The following is a 15,372-nucleotide window of genomic DNA, read 5'->3' on the forward strand; positions in this document are numbered from 1 at the left end:
GCTTGATCGAGGAGCCGAACCGACGAAACTCCGGCGTTCGTCAGGACGATCCGACTCTTTTTTCGCACGCGCATTCAGCCCAAAATCGCTTCGATCCGTTCCAATACGCCCGCGTCCAGCTTGATTCCCGAAGCGGATGCGTTTTCCTTGACCTGCTCGGGGCGGCTGGCTCCGACCAGCGCGCTGGCCACGTTGCGCTGGCGCAAAATCCAGGCGATCGCCAGCTGGCTGACCTTGATGCCCAGTTCGTCCGCGATCTTCGACAGCTCGCCGACTTTGGATATCCGCTCCTGATTGAGGCGGTCTTCGTCCCAGCCGAGCTTCGCCGCGCGGCTGTCCTGCGGCGCTTCGGCGCCCGGTTTGTATTTGCCGGTGAGCAGGCCCTGCGCCAGCGGCGAATAGACGACCTGCCCGACGCCTTTGCGCTCGCCGAGCGGAATGATCTCCTGCTCGATATAGCGGTCGAACATATTGTAGACCGGCTGGTTGACCACGATTCGGTCCAGCAGATAACGATCCGCCGTGCCGAGCGCTTCCTCGATCTGCGCCGCCGTCCACTGGCTGACGCCGACATACAGAACTTTGCCCTGGCGCACCAGGTCGTCGAGCGCTCGCAGCGTCTCCTGCACCGGCGTCTCGGGATGATAGCGGTGGCAGTAATAAATGTCGACGTAGTCCAGTCCGAGCCGCGACAGGCTGGCGTTGCACTGCTCGATAATATGCTTGCGCGACAAGCCCGAATCGTTCGGACCCTCGCCCATTTTGCCGAATACCTTGGTCGCCAATACATACGATTCGCGCGGATAGCGCTTCAGCGCTTCGCCGACCACCTTCTCCGCCTCGCCGCGCTCGTATACGTTGGCCGTGTCGAAAAAGTTGATGCCCTCGTCGTACGCCGCATGAATCGAATTGACCGCATTTTCCCGTTCGACGTAGCCGCCGTAAGTCAGCCAGCTTCCCAGGCTGATCTCGCTTACCTTCAGTCCCGTACCGCCCAGTCTCCGATATTCCATTCGTTTCTTCGCCTCCGTTGGATAAGGATGCATCCCAGCCTCGATGCCTGCCGAAAAGTCCGCCGCTCCGGCGGTGTCCGGTTCGCTTCTATCTTCACTCACTGCCGCCGCCAGGTCAAACTTGCGCGCACGAAGGCGAGCGTGCGGACGTTTTGAGCTCGCCGCAGGGGACGATCTTCTTTTTTTCGATTCCTAAAAGAGATTGATTCTCGTTGGCGTGGGTAAATCAATAACGGAAAAGGCAACAGCGCCGTACCAAATATACATCATTTTGTCAGTTTCGCATGCAATAGGCGTGTCGTCGAGTCCGAACAGTCAGCAATCGAACTCACCCCAAAGAGGAGGAATGACAATGTTTATCCACATGAAGGAACTGCAATATCATGCAAAGCCGGAGAAACCGGATCCGTTGTATGCCAAGAAGTTACAGGAAGTACTGGGCGGCCAATTCGGCGAAATTTCCGTTATGATGCAGTACTTGTTCCAAGGTTGGAACTGCCGGGCGGACCAGAAATACCGTGACATGCTGCTCGACATCGGTACCGAAGAAATCGGTCACGTCGAAATGCTCGCCACCATGATCGCCCAGCTTCTGGACGGTGCGCCGGTCGATCAGGTGGATCAGGCCGCCAAAGACCCGGTCATCGCCGCGGCTCTCGGCGGAATGAATCCGCAGCACGTGATTGTGTCGGGTCTCGGCGCACAGCCGGCCGACAGCGTCGGTTACCCGTGGAACTCTCGCTATATCATCTCCAGCGGCAACCTGCTCGCCGACTTCCGCGCCAACCTGAATGCAGAATCGCAGGGCCGTCTGCAGGTCGTGCGTCTGTATGAGATGACGACGGACCCTGGCATCCGCCAGATGCTGTCCTTCCTTATCGCTCGCGATACGATGCACCAGAACCAGTGGATGGCGGCAATCGCCGAGATGGAATCGATGGAAGGCTCGATCGTGCCGGCTTCGTTCCCTCGCGAGCTGGAACTGCAGGAAGTGTCGCATCAGTTCATGAACTTCTCGCAGGGCGAAGAAAGCGCCGAAGGCCGCTGGGCCAAAGGCCCGACGATGGACGACCAGGGCAAGTTCGAGTATGTGGCGAACCCGCAGCCGATGGGCGAAAAGCCGATGCTGACGCCGGCCAAGGATGCGATTCATTCCCGTCCGGGCGCACTGCCGAAACTGTCCAACGAAGGCACGAAATCGGGCAAAGGACTGCTGTAAAAAGCGGGCCCGCCGATACGAAATAGATCTCGAAAGTTACGGAACGAAGAGGCCCCTCCTTGCGGAAGGGCCTCTTCGTTTACGGAACTTCAGGAAACCCGTTTCTTCAAACGAAGGGTCGGATTTTTGTCGTAAGCTTCGGCATAACTGCATAGGACATAACTGCATAGAAACAGTTATTTGTCCGATTTTCGCTCAATTATCAGAAATAACGCCTTCAGAGCAGCTATTTCGTAAAAAAGAAGAATAAAAAGAGTTCGAGCGCAAAATGAGCTGCTCTCCTGCATCTATTTCTTTAAAAAGAGCACTTGAAAGCAAAATAAGTGCTTATACGCAGTTATCGAAGAACGACGATTCGCAGTATCCCGTAGGCGCGAAAGACGCCTCCTTCTGGTGAGGCGTCTTTTGTCGTCAACTTCTTCCGGTGTCCTTCTACTTGTTTTCCAGTTCTACTTGTTTTCCAGTGCAAGCCATTCTTCGGTCAGCGCGTCGATCTTCGCGTCCGTTTCCTCCTTCTCCTTCAACCACTCGCTCAGCCGCCGCGCATCCAGCGCATGAGCCGGATCGAGCAGGGCTTCTCCCAGTTCCGCCGAGCGGGCTTCCAAGACGGCGATTTTCCGCTCCAGCTTCGCAGGATCGCGGCGCGTGTTCACGGCGCGTCCGGCCTTGGCCTCGGCACCGTTTCCCGACCTGTCGGCGCCTGAAGCTCCGGAACCTCCGCGCCCGCGAGCCGCTCCCGCCGACATACGCTCCGCTGCGCCGGAATTGCCCGCCTTTCCGCCGCGGCCGGCCGCCGCTCCGCCTTCTTCCGCGGAAGCGGTCAAGGCACGCTCCGCTTTCCTCCGCTCCTCGCGGTAATCGTCGTATCCGCCGAGCGTAATGCCCAACGTTCCGCCCTCCAGCGCCCAGACGCGCTGCGCGATGCGGTTGATGAAGAATCGGTCGTGCGAGACGGCCAGGACGGTGCCGTCGTATTCTTCCAGCGCCTCCTCGAGCGCTTCGCGCGAGGCGATATCGAGATGGTTGGTCGGTTCGTCGAGCAGCAGCAGATTCGGCTTCTGCCGCATCAGCACCGCCAGACGCAGACGGCTCCATTCGCCGCCGGACAGACCTGCCACGGGCTTGAACACCTCTTTTCCGTAGAACAGGAACTTCGCCAGGCGGCCTCTCGCCTCGCCTTCTTCCATAGCCGCCTGTCCCTTGTAGTAGTCGAGCACGCTCGTCCGATCCTGCGGCGGCGACTCTTCCTGCGCCAAATAGCCGACCTTCACCCGCGAACCGAGGCGCAGTTCGCCGCCGTCAGGACTTTCCAGGCCGAGCACCATTCGCATCAGCGTCGTCTTTCCCGCGCCGTTGCCTCCGATCAGCACGGCACGTTCGCCGTAACGGAGCAGTCCGTCCGCTTCGCGCAGCAGTATTTTTCCGCCGTAAGCTTTGCGAACTCCTTGAAGCGTCAGCACATCTTCCCCCGTACGCCCGTCCGCTTCCAGCGACAGACCGATCGAAGCCGGCTCCAGCACCGGACGTTTGATCTTTTCCATTCGTTCGAGCGCTTTCTGCATCGAAGCGGCTTTGCGGAAAAACTTCGGATTGTCGCCCTGCTTGCCCCATTCGATCAGCCGCTTGATCGCCTCTTTCATCTGCTTGATGACCTTTTGCTGTTCCTTGTATTCCTCGAACTGCCGCAGCAGGCGGGCTTCCCGTTCTTCCCGGTACTGCGCGTAGCCGCAAGGATAGACCGTCGCTTCCCCGTCTTCCAACTCCACGATCTTCTCGGCCGTCTGCGTAAGGAAATAACGGTCGTGCGATATGACAACGATCGTGGCGGACGAATCGCGGATAAATCCTTCCAGCCAGGCCGCGGCTTCCATATCCAAATGGTTGGTCGGCTCGTCGAGCAGCAGCAGGTCCGCTTCGCCCAGCAGCAGCGCGGCGAGCGACACCTTCGTCTTCTCTCCGCCCGACAGTTCCGCGAACGGACGCCGCCGATGCGAAGCGGGGATGCCGAGGCCCAGAGTCACCGCATCCACTTTTGCCGAAATTTCGTAGCCGCCCGATCGCTCGAACGCCTCCTGCGCCTCGCCGTATTCCCGCAGCATCTTCTCCAGCGCCGCGCCTTCCGCGGCGCTCATTTGCCCTTCCAGCCCGCGCAGTCGTTCCTGCAGCTCAAGCGTGTCCGCGAACACGCCGAGCAGCACGTCTTCGACGCTGAGCGTCCCGTAATCCGGTATCTGGTCGAGCACGCCGACTTTTGCGCCCCTGCGCAGGGACACCGTCCCCTCGTCCGGCGGCTCGGAACCGGCCAGCAGCCGGAACAGCGTCGATTTGCCCGCGCCGTTGCCGCCGAGCAGCCCGACCTTCTCTCCTTCGTAGACGTCGAACGATACCTCGCTCAACACCTCCTGCGCCCCGTAGAACTTTTTGACTTGATGGCAGCCGACCATTAACATATTCGTTCATCCTTTCGTATGTTGGGATAGATTCCGGCCGATGCCGGATCGATAGCCTGCGCTCCCTTCGTTCGGGACCGGGAAGGCGTTTCCCCGGCGGCTGCTCGTCAGACGGACGGAAGCGAGGCAGCGCGCTTCCGCCGCATTCTCGCGTTTTCGGGTACGCAAAAAGGCCGCAGGGGAAATGCCCCCTGCGGCCTCGAATCGTGTTCGGATGTGCGCAAATACGCGCGGCCCGGCATGCCGGACCCTTATGAAGCGGACCGTGGCGGTCCGTAAAGGTCAAGGCTGCGGATGATGAAGCGGCCGCGCGAAAAGCGCAGACCCGATCCGCAGACGCGAGACAGGAGCGGCATTTCGCTGTTCATGCTTGAATTTGGACAGACGGATTCCGTTCGCAAATTTCAGCGTCGATGGCTCAAATTTGGACAGACTGATCCCGTTGTGCAATTTGGCATGAACAATACCGCTCAGCGCCATCGGCAGCCGCTTCAGTATCGCAAACAAACCCGCAAACGAATTTTTATCCCGCATCCTCTCTCACCTCCTTGTCGTCGTATACATTCATATTAACCGCGTTTCGCGCCGGATGGCAAGTTTTTTTAGCGGCTTCCGCCTATGCGAACCGGGTCTTCGGTCCGTCCGATGCTCGCCGTTTCGTTTCTGAATTCGCCGGAGTGGTAAATAAGAAAGGTAGAGTTCAGCCAATCCCGACCGAATGAGGAGGTTCACCCTTATGAGCGAAAAATTCAACGTTCCGTCCGAGCTGCCGAGATATCCGAGATCGATGTGGAGAACCGTAACCACGCTGCCGACCTTTCCCGAACTGCGCGGAGACCTCAAGGTCGACGCCGCGATCGTCGGCGCGGGAATTGCCGGTGTCACGACCGCTTACCTGCTGTCGTTGGAAGGCTATAAAGTCGCGCTGATCGACGCGGGCCGGATTCTGGACGGCACGACCGGCTATACGACGGCCAAAATTTCCGCCCAGCACGGCTTGATTTACAGCGAATTTTTGACCAACTTCCGACCGGAGATCGCCAAAGGTTATTACGAAGCCAATACCGAAGCTCTGCGTTTTATTCGCGAAACCGTAGAGACGCACGGCATCGACTGCGACTTCAAGGAAGAGACGGCTTACTTGTACACGACCCAGGAAGACAAGCTGGACGAACTGCGCAAAGAATTCGAAGCGTATCAGGAACTGGGCATTCCGGGACAATGGCACGATTCCTTGGCGATCCCGGTCGACGCGAAAGGCGCCATCTCCATGCCGGGCCAGGCGCAGTTCAACCCGCTCAAGTATCTGAAATTCCTGGTCGAAAAAATCGTGGAGAACGGCGGCCTGATTTACGAAAACACGACGATCGAAGACACGAAATACGGCAAGCCGATCGAGCTGTACACGCTGGATCAGGAGAATACGGTGTTCTGCAACGAGCTGGTCGTCGCGTCGCACTATCCGTTCTGGAACAAAGCCGCCGGCTACTTCTCCCGCCTGTCGACCGAGCGTTCCTACGCGCTGGCGGTCAAGCCGGAAACGAGCTTCCAGGGCGGGATGTATCTCAGCATCGACGACGCGAAGCGCTCGATCCGTTCCGCGACGTTCGAGGGCGAAGAGGTGCTGATTATCGGCGGCGAGAATCACCGGACCGGAAAAAGCGACAATACGTTCGAGCACTATGTGGAGCTTGAGAAATTCGCGGGCACGACCTTCGGCGTGCGCGAAATTCCGTTCAGATGGTCGGCGCAGGACGTGACGACGCTGGACAAAATCCCGTATATCGGCCCGTTCTCTTCGGACTACCCGTTCACCTTCATCGCCACCGGCTTCAACAAATGGGGCATGACGAACGGTACGGTGGCCGGCCTGCTGCTGCGGGACAATATCCTGCGGCGCTCGAATCCTTACATGGATCTGTTCAACCCGGGCCGCTTCAACGACAAGAGCATGAACCAGAACATCACGACCACTTTCAAAATGGCGAAGGAGCTGATCTCGGGCAAATTCGCCGGCGCGCACGAAAAAATCGACAATCTGGAGCCGGATCAGGGAGCGCTCGTCCGCCACGGCGGCAAGAAGGTCGGCGCCTACCGCGATCCGAAGGGCGAACTGCATATCGTCGACACCACCTGCACGCATATGGGCTGCGAGACCGCCTGGAACGAAGCCGAGCGTTCCTGGGACTGCCCTTGTCACGGTTCGCGCTTTTCTTATACCGGCGAAGTGCTCGAAGGCCCCGCGAAGGAACCTCTGGAACGCATTCAGGAATAACGCTCCTTTTCTTCTTCAAGACCCCACTCCCTTTTCGGGAGATCGGGGTCATTTTTCGATTTATTGTGCCGATAAAGAGAAAATAAAGAAAAAACTCGGCCAGAAGCTTCGCCTTACCGGTACAATAAAGACAAGAAATGCCGAACACGAAACTTACACAGACCGAGGTGGATCATGAGTTCCCGCAAAAAATTCCGCAGGCCCCGGCAGATTCCTTACGTATTTTTGAGCTTCCTGGCCCTCATCGTTCTCGTGCTGGCGGGCGTCGGCGTATGGAAGCTGGTCTCGCCGGACGAAGGTACGCAAGCGGCTTCAGACCCTGTCGATACCGAGGTCTCATCCGGCGTCGTACCGGCCGCGCATGTGCCCGTCTTCGAAAAAGACGGCATCAAGCAGACTTCGTCCGTGGTTGACGGACAGCTCGCCGTCTACGACGGAAACGGCTGGAAAAAATCGTTCTGGCCGGGCATCAACTTCGGCGCCACGACGCCGGGACATTATCCCGGAGAGCTTTCTCCGACCAAGGAAGACTATTTGCGCTGGTTCCCGCAGATGAAAGCCATGAATATCAAAGCCGTGCGGATCTACACCATCCTTCCGCCTTATTTTTACGAAGCGCTGGCGGAGTACAACGCGGCGCAGGACGAACCGCTGATGCTCATGCAGGGCATCTGGTCGCCGGAAGAAGAGTTGATCGGCGAGGACGGCAGCGGAACGGACGCGTTCACGGAAACGATCAAAGACAGCTTCGAACAAGAAATTCGCGACGTGGTGGCGGTCGTGCACGGACAGGCCGATCTGCCGGAGAAATCCGGGCATGCTTCGGGCCGGTATGAAGCCGACGTGTCTCCTTACCTGCTCGGCTGGGTCGTCGGCACGGAATGGTATCCTTACGCCGTCACGGCGACCAACGAAGCGAACGGCGGAATGAAGCCTTACGAAGGAAAGTATTTCAGCGCCAAGACCGAAGCATCGCCATTCGAAAGCTGGCTGGCGGAAATGCTGGACGTGCTGGCCGAAGAAGAAACGAAGCACGGCTGGCAGCATCCCGTCTCCTTTACCAATTGGGTGACGACCGATCCGCTCGACCACCCGAACGAACCGCTGGAGCAGGAAGATTTGGTACCCGTCGATCCCATGCACATCGGGCCCACGGCCAACTGGTCGGCCGGCTACTTCGCGGCCTACCACGTATATCCTTACTATCCGGACTCTCTCCGCCGGGATCAGAAATATCTGGATTACGTGAACGACGAGGGCGTAAAAGACCCTTACGCCGGCTATTTGCACGAGCTGCGCGAACATCACAAGGGCATTCCGCTGATCATCGCCGAATACGGCATGCCGAGTTCTCGCGGCATTGCCCACTACGGCCTGCTCGGACGCAATCAAGGCATGCATACCGAGAAGGAGCAGGGCCTGCTGAACGAAGGCATGCTTAAGCAGATTTATAACGAGGATTACGACGGCGCGATGCTGTTCGAGTGGCAGGACGAATGGTTCAAGTTCACCTGGAATACGATCGAACTGGAACTTCCCGGCGAGCGCCGCGCGCTCTGGCGCAACCGACTGACGAACGAAGAACACTTCGGCGTCATCGCGCTGGAACCGGAAGAGAACCCGGAAGACCTCATGAAGATCGACGGAAAGACGGACGACTGGGAAAGACGCGGGATTAAAGCCGAAGATGTCGGCGGCGGACTCAAAATGGCGATTACCCACGACACGTCCGACCTGTACGTACTGCTGCAAAAAGAAGGCGGAAGCTGGGATTTCGATAAGGACATCCTGACGTTGGGCTTCAATACGACGAAGGGCGGAAGCACGCGGGCGAATATCGCGCCGGGTATCGAGTTCGACGACGGCCAAGAATTTTTGGCCCGGTTCGAAAGCGGGAAAGGCGGCCGCCTCTACGTCAACAGCGCTTACGACCAGTTCACCTGGCAGTACGGCTACAAGCTGAAATCCGTACCGTACAAGCCGGAATACGCGGACGCCGAGGCCGGGATCTTCCTGCCGTGGAAATTGGCGCTGAACCGCGAATTGTATCTGCCGCAAACCAAGGTCAACACTCCGTTCGAAGCCTTCAACGTAGGCAAACTGCACTGGGGCACCAACGACCCGGACAGCGAGCGGTTCAACAACCTGTCCGACTGGTACATTCAGGGCGACACCCTGGAACTGCGCATCCCCTGGATGCTGCTCGGCTTTACGGACCCGAGCCAGCTGAAGGTCTGGGAGTATCCGTACGAGACCGACGCCATCACGCCGATCGACACGGACGGCGTATCGGTATCGGCCGTTCTGTCTTCCCCGGAAGCCAAAGCGTCAGGCATCGCCGCGCCGAAATCGCGCCCGTATACCTGGGACGCCTGGGACCTCCCGGCTTACCACGAGCGTCCGAAGAAGAGCTTCGACATTTTGAAGGACGCCTTCGCCGAATACGACAAGCCGGTCAAAGGGACGACGCGGCGGTAACCACACTGGCGGCGCAAAAGCGGCGGCGCGCTGTGGCGCAGCAAACGTAAAACGGGATGAAACCGGGCCATCGCCCGGTTTCATCCCGTTTTGACATTTGCGAGTGCGCGTTCCGATACGCGGTCCAAGGCCCGACTTTCCCGCGCCGCTCTCCCGAAGCCGCTTACAGCGAATCGAGCCGCGGCAAGTTCAGATAATCCGCGAAGTTTTCCCGCAGATACGCCGCATTGATATCTTCGTGCAAATGATGCTGCACGATTTCGTCGATGGGTCCGATATCGCGGTTCGTTATGCTGTCGAGGATAAGCCGGTGTTCGCCGAGAAGGGCTTCCAGCTTTTCCTTCTTCAGCAGATGCAGCCTCCGATACCGGGCATAATGCACGTTCGACTGCTGAATCAAGTCCCACAGGAAGACACGTCCGGCCAGCGCGAACAGCGACTTATGAAAAGCGTCGTCCCAATGCAGGAAAGCTTCGTGCGCCCGGTCCTGCCCGATGGCCTCTTCCTGCCGGCCGAGAATTTCTTTCAGCTCGAGCACGCCCTTGAGCGGCAGCGGAGCGGCCTGGGAGGCGAGCGTTTTGACGATATCTTTTTCCAATGTGCTGCGCAAATAGATGATCTGCTCGACCGATTCCAGATCGATATAGGATACAAGGTTGCCCTTCTTCGGATAAACGTCGATATAATTTTCATTCGCAAGCTGCTTCAGAACGTCCCTAAGCGGCGTGCGCGAGATCCGGAAGCGTTCCGACAGGGCGGTCTCGCTGAGTATGCTGCCCGGTTTCAGCTCCAGCGTCACAATCTCGTTCCTCAACTGGCGCAAAATATCCGCCTTGCCGATCATGCCGTCGCCCTCTTTCCCCGATGAATTCTCTTATCCCGCAAGTACGGCGGTTCTGCTCGCGATCCGCTTGCATATCTAGTATACAACGTTTTTATGAAAATAAGAACGATCAATTGACATAACAGAAGAACGGAACTATGATATACCTGTTCTTGTATACAAGATTTCCGTCAAACGAATCGGATCCACCGGGAGGCTATTTCATGAAAATGACCTGGCGTTGGTATGGCGAAGGCAACGACAATATTACGCTCGATCAGATCCGTCAAATTCCGGGCGTGAGCGGGATCGTATGGTCCCTGCACCGCAAGACGGCCGGAGAAGTCTGGGAAGAACACGAAATTCTCGCGGAAGCGAACCGCATCAAATCCAAAGGATTTTCCGCAGCCGTGGTCGAAAGCGTAAACGTGCACGACGACATCAAAATCGGACTCCCCTCGCGCGACCGCTACATCGACATTTATGCCGATACGATCCGCAAGCTGGCCGGGGTCGGCGTCGAAGTGATCTGCTACAACTTCATGCCCGTGTTCGACTGGACGCGCACCGACCTTTATTATCCGCTGCCGGACGGCTCGAACGCCCTGTTTTATGAAAAGGCTTCCATCGCTGCTGATCCGCGCGAAATGGCGGAGATGATCATTCGCGGAGGCGGAACGTTTACGGTGCCCGGCTGGGAGCCGGACCGTCTCTCGCGGTTGGACGAGCTGTTCGCCGCTTACGCGGACGTGACGGAGGAGCGGCTGTTCGATAATCTGGTCTATTTCCTGAACCGGGTCATCCCGGTCTGCGAAGAATGCGGCGTCAAAATGGCGATTCATCCGGACGATCCCGCCTGGCCGATCTTTGGGCTGCCGCGCATCGTGCGCAATCAGGACGGCATCCGCCGCCTCCTGCAGGCGGTGAACAGTCCTTATCACGGACTCACGTTCTGCTCCGGGTCGCTGGGCACCCATCCCGGCAACGACCTGCCGGCGATTGTCCGGGAGTTCAGCGACCGTATCCATTTCGTTCATCTGCGCAACGTGAAAGTGTTCCAAAACGGCGATTTCGTCGAAGTGGCGCATAAACGAGGAGAAGGAAGCGTCAACCTGCCGGAGCTGGTGCGGATTCTGCACGAGAACGGCTACGAAGGTTACGCAAGACCCGACCACGGGCGCCATCTGTGGGGCGAAGAAGCCGTCTGCAGGCCGGGTTACGGACTATATGACCGGGCTTTCGGCGCCATGTATCTGCTCGGAGTCTGGGACGGACTCGAAGAGGCCCGGCTTGCGGGTCCGAGAGGAGGCGAAGTCCGTGTTGGAGCTGAATGAACGGGGACTCGGCCGCATTGAAGCCTGGCAGGCGGCCGGGGTGGAGCTGCCGCGTTACGACCGCGGGAAGATCGCGGAGAACACGCTCGATCATCCCCGCTGGCTCCATTTCGGGGCGGGCAACATCTTCCGCAGCCTGATCGCCAAAGCTCAACAGAAGCTGCTGAACGAAGGGTTGGCCGATACCGGGATCATCGCCGCGGGCACTCCCGATTCGGAATCGATCGATCGCGTCTACCGGCCGCACGACAATCTGACGCTGCTGGTGGAGATGGCCGCGGACGGACATCTGCGCAAAGAAGTGCTCGCCAGCGTCGCGGAAGCGCTCTGCGCGGATCCGTTTCGAACCGACGATTACGCAAGGCTCGTTCGGGCTTTCGAGAATCCCAGCCTTCAGTTGGTTTCCTTCACCGTAACCGAAAAAGGTTACGCCTTGACGGAAGCCGGCGGCGCCTATACCGAAGAAGCGCGGCGGGATTTCGACGCGGGACCCGAACGCGCCGAACAGGTCATGGCCGCGGCGGCCGCGCTGGCGTACCGCCGCTATCTGAAGGGGGCTTTTCCGCTTGCCTTCGTAAGCCTGGACAACTGCCCGCACAACGGCGATGTGCTGCGGACCGGCCTGACCACCGTCGCCCGCGAATGGGCGGCGCGCGGTTTGGCCGAAGAAGGCTTCGTCCGCTACCTGGAAGACCGAAGCCGGGTCTCTTTTCCGCTGACCATGATCGACAAGATTACCCCGCGTCCTTCTGCGGCGATCCGGGAAGAGTTGACGAAACTGGGCATCGGAGGCTTGGAGGAGACGACGTCTTCCCGCCACACGCATGCCGCTCCGTTCGTCAATGCCGAGACGGCGGAATACCTGGTCATCGAGGACGACTTTCCGGCGGGACGGCCGCCGCTCGAGGCGGCCGGCATCCTTTTTGCCGATCGGGAAACGGTCAATCGAACCGATCGCATGAAAGTGACGGCCTGTCTGAATCCGCTGCATACGGCGCTTGCCGTCACGGGCTGCCTGCTCGGCTACGCGCGAATCGCCGACGAAATGCGCGATCCGCTGCTGCGCAGGCTGGCCGAACGGATCGGACGGGACGAAGGACTCCCGGTTGTGGAAGATCCCGGCATCCTGCCGCCGGAAAAGTTCCTGGACGAGGTGCTGAACGAACGCCTGCCGAATCCGTTCATCCCCGATACGCCGCAGCGGATCGCCTCGGACACGTCGAAGAAAATCGGCATCCGCTTCGGGCATACGATCCGGGCGCATAAGGATCGGAACGATCTGGACGCGGCGAATCTGACCGCGATTCCGCTGGCCGTCGCCGCCTGGTGCCGGTACCTGCTGGGCATCGACGATACCGGAACACCGTTCGAACCGAGCCCCGATCCGAGGCTTGACGAGCTGCGGGAACGGCTGCTGCGGCAGGACGGGACGCAAGCCAAGGCAGCGAAGGCGCAGACTGCCGGATTGCCGGACGCAGCCGCGCTGAATGTCCGCGCGATTCTGGCGGATACCGAGCTGTTCGGCGTCGATCTGTACGAAGCCGGATTGGGAGCCAAGATCGAAGGCATGTTCCGCGGCATGCTGGACGGTCCGGGAGCGGTACGCCGGACGCTGGAGCGGGAACTCGGATACGAAGCGGCGGAAGCTTCCTCAATCGAAAGGAGCGAACGATCTTGACCGACACATCGAGAGGTTACAAAGCCTGGCTGCCGGCCGAGCGCTGGCGCGACGGGCAGCGGATCGAAGCCTGGCGGCCGCTGCTCGAACGGATCGAAGCCAGCATGGAACTGCGGCCGAACGGTCCGGGAGCGGCCGCGCTGCGGGAATTGTCCCGAGGCATCGGCACGCTGACCGGACTGCAGCCTTCGCTGACGCTGAAAGCCGGGCCGCCGATCCTGACGCTCGGCTCTCCCGAAGCGGCACGGCCGGCATTGAACGAGTTGAACGCGCTTCCTTTGTCCGAAGAAGCTTACGCTCTGCGCATCGGCCTCGGCAGCGAAGGGGCCGAATGGAGCGGGAGCGGATACGCCGTGCTGCGCGGCGGTTCGGAGCGGGGGCTGCTCCACGCCGTATTCCGCTTTCTGCGCCTGATCGGCACGGAACAAGACGGACCGCGGGAGCTGCACGAAGTCGAGTCTCCCCGCAGCGTGCTGCGCATGATCGACCAGTGGGACAATATGGACGGAAGCGTGGAACGCGGCTACTCCGGCGGGTCGATTTTTTACCGGGACAACCGGATTCTGCTCGAGTCGGAACGCATTGCCGATTACGCCCGGCTGCTGGCTTCCGTCGGCATCAACGCCATTTCCGTCAACAACGTCAATGTTCACCGCGAAGAGACCAAGCTCATCGCGGCCCCTCTGCTGCACGACGTGAAGCGTCTGGCGGACGTTTTCGGAAGCTTCGGCATCCGGCTGTTCCTGAGCGTCAATTACGCGGCTCCGATCGAGCTCGGCGAGCTGGGCACCGCCGATCCGCTGGATGAAGGCGTCCGCCGCTGGTGGAAACGTACAGCGGAGGAGATCTATGCGGCAGTACCGGAGTTCGGCGGTTTCGTGGTCAAGGCCGATTCGGAGAACCGGCCGGGACCGTTCACCTACGGGCGCGACCACGCCGACGGCGCGAACCTGCTGGCCGACGCGCTGGCCCCGTTCGGCGGGCTGGTGCTGTGGCGCTGCTTCGTCTACGACTGCCACCAGGACTGGCGGGATCGCTCCACCGACCGCGCGCGGGCGGCTTACGATCATTTCCGTCCGCTGGACGGCCGGTTCCGGGATAACGTGATTTTGCAGATCAAGAACGGGCCGATGGACTTCCAGGTTCGCGAGCCGGTCTCTCCCCTGTTCGGAGCGATGCCTAAGACGAATCATGTCATGGAATTCCAGATCGCCCAAGAATACACCGGCCAGCAGCGAGACGTCTGCTTCCTCGTCCCCCAGTGGAAAAAGTCGCTGGACTTCGACACGTTCCTGAACGGTCCGGGCAGCACCGTCAAGCGGATCGCGGCCGGCGAAGTGCATCCGCTCCCGCACAGCGGAGTCGCGGCCGTCTCCAACATCGGAAACGACGACAATTGGACCGGGCATCATCTGGCGCAGGCGAACCTGTTCGGTTTCGGACGCCTTGCCTGGAATCCCGACCTGGACGCGGAAGAGATCGCCGCCGAATGGAGCGCGCTGACGTTCGGCGCCGGAACCCCGGCCGCCGCCTTCGTCCGGGAGCTGCTCATGGAATCATGGCCGGTCTACGAAAGCTACACCGCCCCTCTGGGCGTGGGCTGGATGGTGCAGCCGCACTATCATTACGCCGTCGACGTCGACGGTTACGAATACTCGAAATGGGGTACTTATCATTTTGCCGACCGGAACGGTATCGGCGTCGACCGGACGCTCGGCACCGGAACGGGCTACGCGGGCCAGTACGCGGCGGAGAACCGCGATCTCTACGGCTCGCCGGAGTCCTGCCCGGACGAACTGCTGCTCTTTTTCCATCACGTGCCGTATACGCATGTACTGAAGTCCGGCAAAACGGTGATCCAGCATATTTACGACAGCCGTTTCGAAGGCGCGGCCAGAGTGGAAAGCTGGATCGAACGCTGGCGGGAACTGGAGGGCGGCGTCGACGACGAACGTTTCTCGCATATTCTCCGGCGGCTGGAAGGCCAACTGGAAAACGCGAGGCAGTGGCGGGACGTCGTGAATACGTATTTTTACCGAAAATCGGGCATTCCCGACGAACAAGGACGGAACATTTACGCTTAGTCTCCCCATCTAAAAGGA

General features: G+C 59.6%; 10 protein-coding genes. 6 read left to right on the forward strand and 4 right to left on the reverse strand.

Features of this window, described 5'->3' with window-relative positions:
* Positions 1–74: 74 nt before the first annotated feature.
* Positions 75–1,013: an aldo/keto reductase family protein gene (locus GYN08_RS12920; protein WP_166274833.1), complete on the reverse strand. Its 939-nt coding sequence runs from the start codon at positions 1,011–1,013 to the stop codon at positions 75–77.
* Positions 1,014–1,365: 352 nt separating this feature from the next.
* On the opposite strand from GYN08_RS12920, the gene GYN08_RS12925 reads away from it, so the two are divergent.
* Positions 1,366–2,232, forward strand: coding sequence for a manganese catalase family protein (locus GYN08_RS12925; RefSeq protein WP_166274835.1), 867 nt, complete (start codon positions 1,366–1,368; stop codon positions 2,230–2,232).
* A 449-nt stretch (positions 2,233–2,681) separates the two neighbouring features.
* Here the strand turns inward: GYN08_RS12925 and abc-f are convergent, their stop codons facing one another.
* On the reverse strand, positions 2,682–4,682 hold the full coding sequence (abc-f, locus tag GYN08_RS12930) for a ribosomal protection-like ABC-F family protein (protein WP_166274837.1): 2,001 nt from the start codon (positions 4,680–4,682) through the stop codon (positions 2,682–2,684).
* A gap of 282 nt (positions 4,683–4,964) precedes the next feature.
* Positions 4,965–5,216 (reverse strand): hypothetical protein, encoded by a 252-nt coding sequence (locus GYN08_RS12935; RefSeq protein WP_166274839.1) that lies wholly within the window; start codon positions 5,214–5,216, stop codon positions 4,965–4,967.
* 202 nt (positions 5,217–5,418) lie between these two features.
* Between GYN08_RS12935 and GYN08_RS12940 the strand changes: the two genes are divergently transcribed.
* Together GYN08_RS12940 and GYN08_RS12945 are read left to right on the forward strand one after the other, a co-directional pair.
* Positions 5,419–6,957, forward strand: coding sequence for an FAD-dependent oxidoreductase (locus tag GYN08_RS12940; protein WP_166274841.1), 1,539 nt, complete (start codon positions 5,419–5,421; stop codon positions 6,955–6,957).
* 174 nt (positions 6,958–7,131) lie between these two features.
* Complete coding sequence (locus GYN08_RS12945) at positions 7,132–9,435, forward strand: hypothetical protein (protein ID WP_166274843.1); 2,304 nt, start codon at positions 7,132–7,134, stop codon at positions 9,433–9,435.
* A 163-nt stretch (positions 9,436–9,598) separates the two neighbouring features.
* Here GYN08_RS12945 and GYN08_RS12950 read toward each other — a convergent pair whose 3' ends face one another.
* Positions 9,599–10,279: a GntR family transcriptional regulator gene (locus tag GYN08_RS12950; RefSeq protein WP_166274845.1), complete on the reverse strand. Its 681-nt coding sequence runs from the start codon at positions 10,277–10,279 to the stop codon at positions 9,599–9,601.
* 203 nt (positions 10,280–10,482) lie between these two features.
* Here GYN08_RS12950 and uxuA point away from each other — a divergent pair, with 203 nt between their 5' ends.
* Genes uxuA through GYN08_RS12965 form a run of 3 tightly spaced genes read left to right on the forward strand, consistent with a single transcriptional unit; the run spans position 10,483 to position 15,354 of the window.
* Entirely contained in the window at positions 10,483–11,592 is a 1,110-nt protein-coding gene (gene uxuA / locus GYN08_RS12955; protein ID WP_166274847.1) for a mannonate dehydratase, read from the forward strand.
* Positions 11,576–13,270: a mannitol dehydrogenase family protein gene (locus tag GYN08_RS12960; RefSeq protein WP_166274849.1), complete on the forward strand. Its 1,695-nt coding sequence runs from the start codon at positions 11,576–11,578 to the stop codon at positions 13,268–13,270. Before uxuA ends, GYN08_RS12960 begins: the two co-directional genes overlap by 17 nt.
* The gene (locus GYN08_RS12965) at positions 13,267–15,354 is read left to right on the forward strand and encodes an alpha-glucuronidase (RefSeq protein ID WP_408015068.1); all 2,088 of its coding nucleotides are present in this window, start codon (positions 13,267–13,269) and stop codon (positions 15,352–15,354) included. Before GYN08_RS12960 ends, GYN08_RS12965 begins: the two co-directional genes overlap by 4 nt.
* The last annotated feature ends 18 nt before the right edge of the window (positions 15,355–15,372 follow it).

Origin of the sequence: Saccharibacillus alkalitolerans (assembly GCF_011090185.1) — a bacterium.
Taxonomy (GTDB): Bacteria; Bacillota; Bacilli; order Paenibacillales; family Paenibacillaceae; genus Saccharibacillus; species Saccharibacillus alkalitolerans.

What these genes read in the sequence shown, in the direction of transcription:
- uxuA (WP_166274847.1), top strand. Translation starts at nt 10,483, where the DNA reads ATGAAAATGACCTGGCGTTGGTATGGCGAAGGCAACGACAATATTACG.
- abc-f (WP_166274837.1), bottom strand. Translation starts at nt 4,682, where the DNA reads ATGTTAATGGTCGGCTGCCATCAAGTCAAAAAGTTCTACGGGGCGCAG.
- GYN08_RS12935 (WP_166274839.1), bottom strand. Translation starts at nt 5,216, where the DNA reads ATGCGGGATAAAAATTCGTTTGCGGGTTTGTTTGCGATACTGAAGCGG.
- GYN08_RS12940 (WP_166274841.1), top strand. Translation starts at nt 5,419, where the DNA reads ATGAGCGAAAAATTCAACGTTCCGTCCGAGCTGCCGAGATATCCGAGA.
- GYN08_RS12950 (WP_166274845.1), bottom strand. Translation starts at nt 10,279, where the DNA reads ATGATCGGCAAGGCGGATATTTTGCGCCAGTTGAGGAACGAGATTGTG.
- GYN08_RS12920 (WP_166274833.1), bottom strand. Translation starts at nt 1,013, where the DNA reads ATGGAATATCGGAGACTGGGCGGTACGGGACTGAAGGTAAGCGAGATC.
- GYN08_RS12925 (WP_166274835.1), top strand. Translation starts at nt 1,366, where the DNA reads ATGTTTATCCACATGAAGGAACTGCAATATCATGCAAAGCCGGAGAAA.
- GYN08_RS12945 (WP_166274843.1), top strand. Translation starts at nt 7,132, where the DNA reads ATGAGTTCCCGCAAAAAATTCCGCAGGCCCCGGCAGATTCCTTACGTA.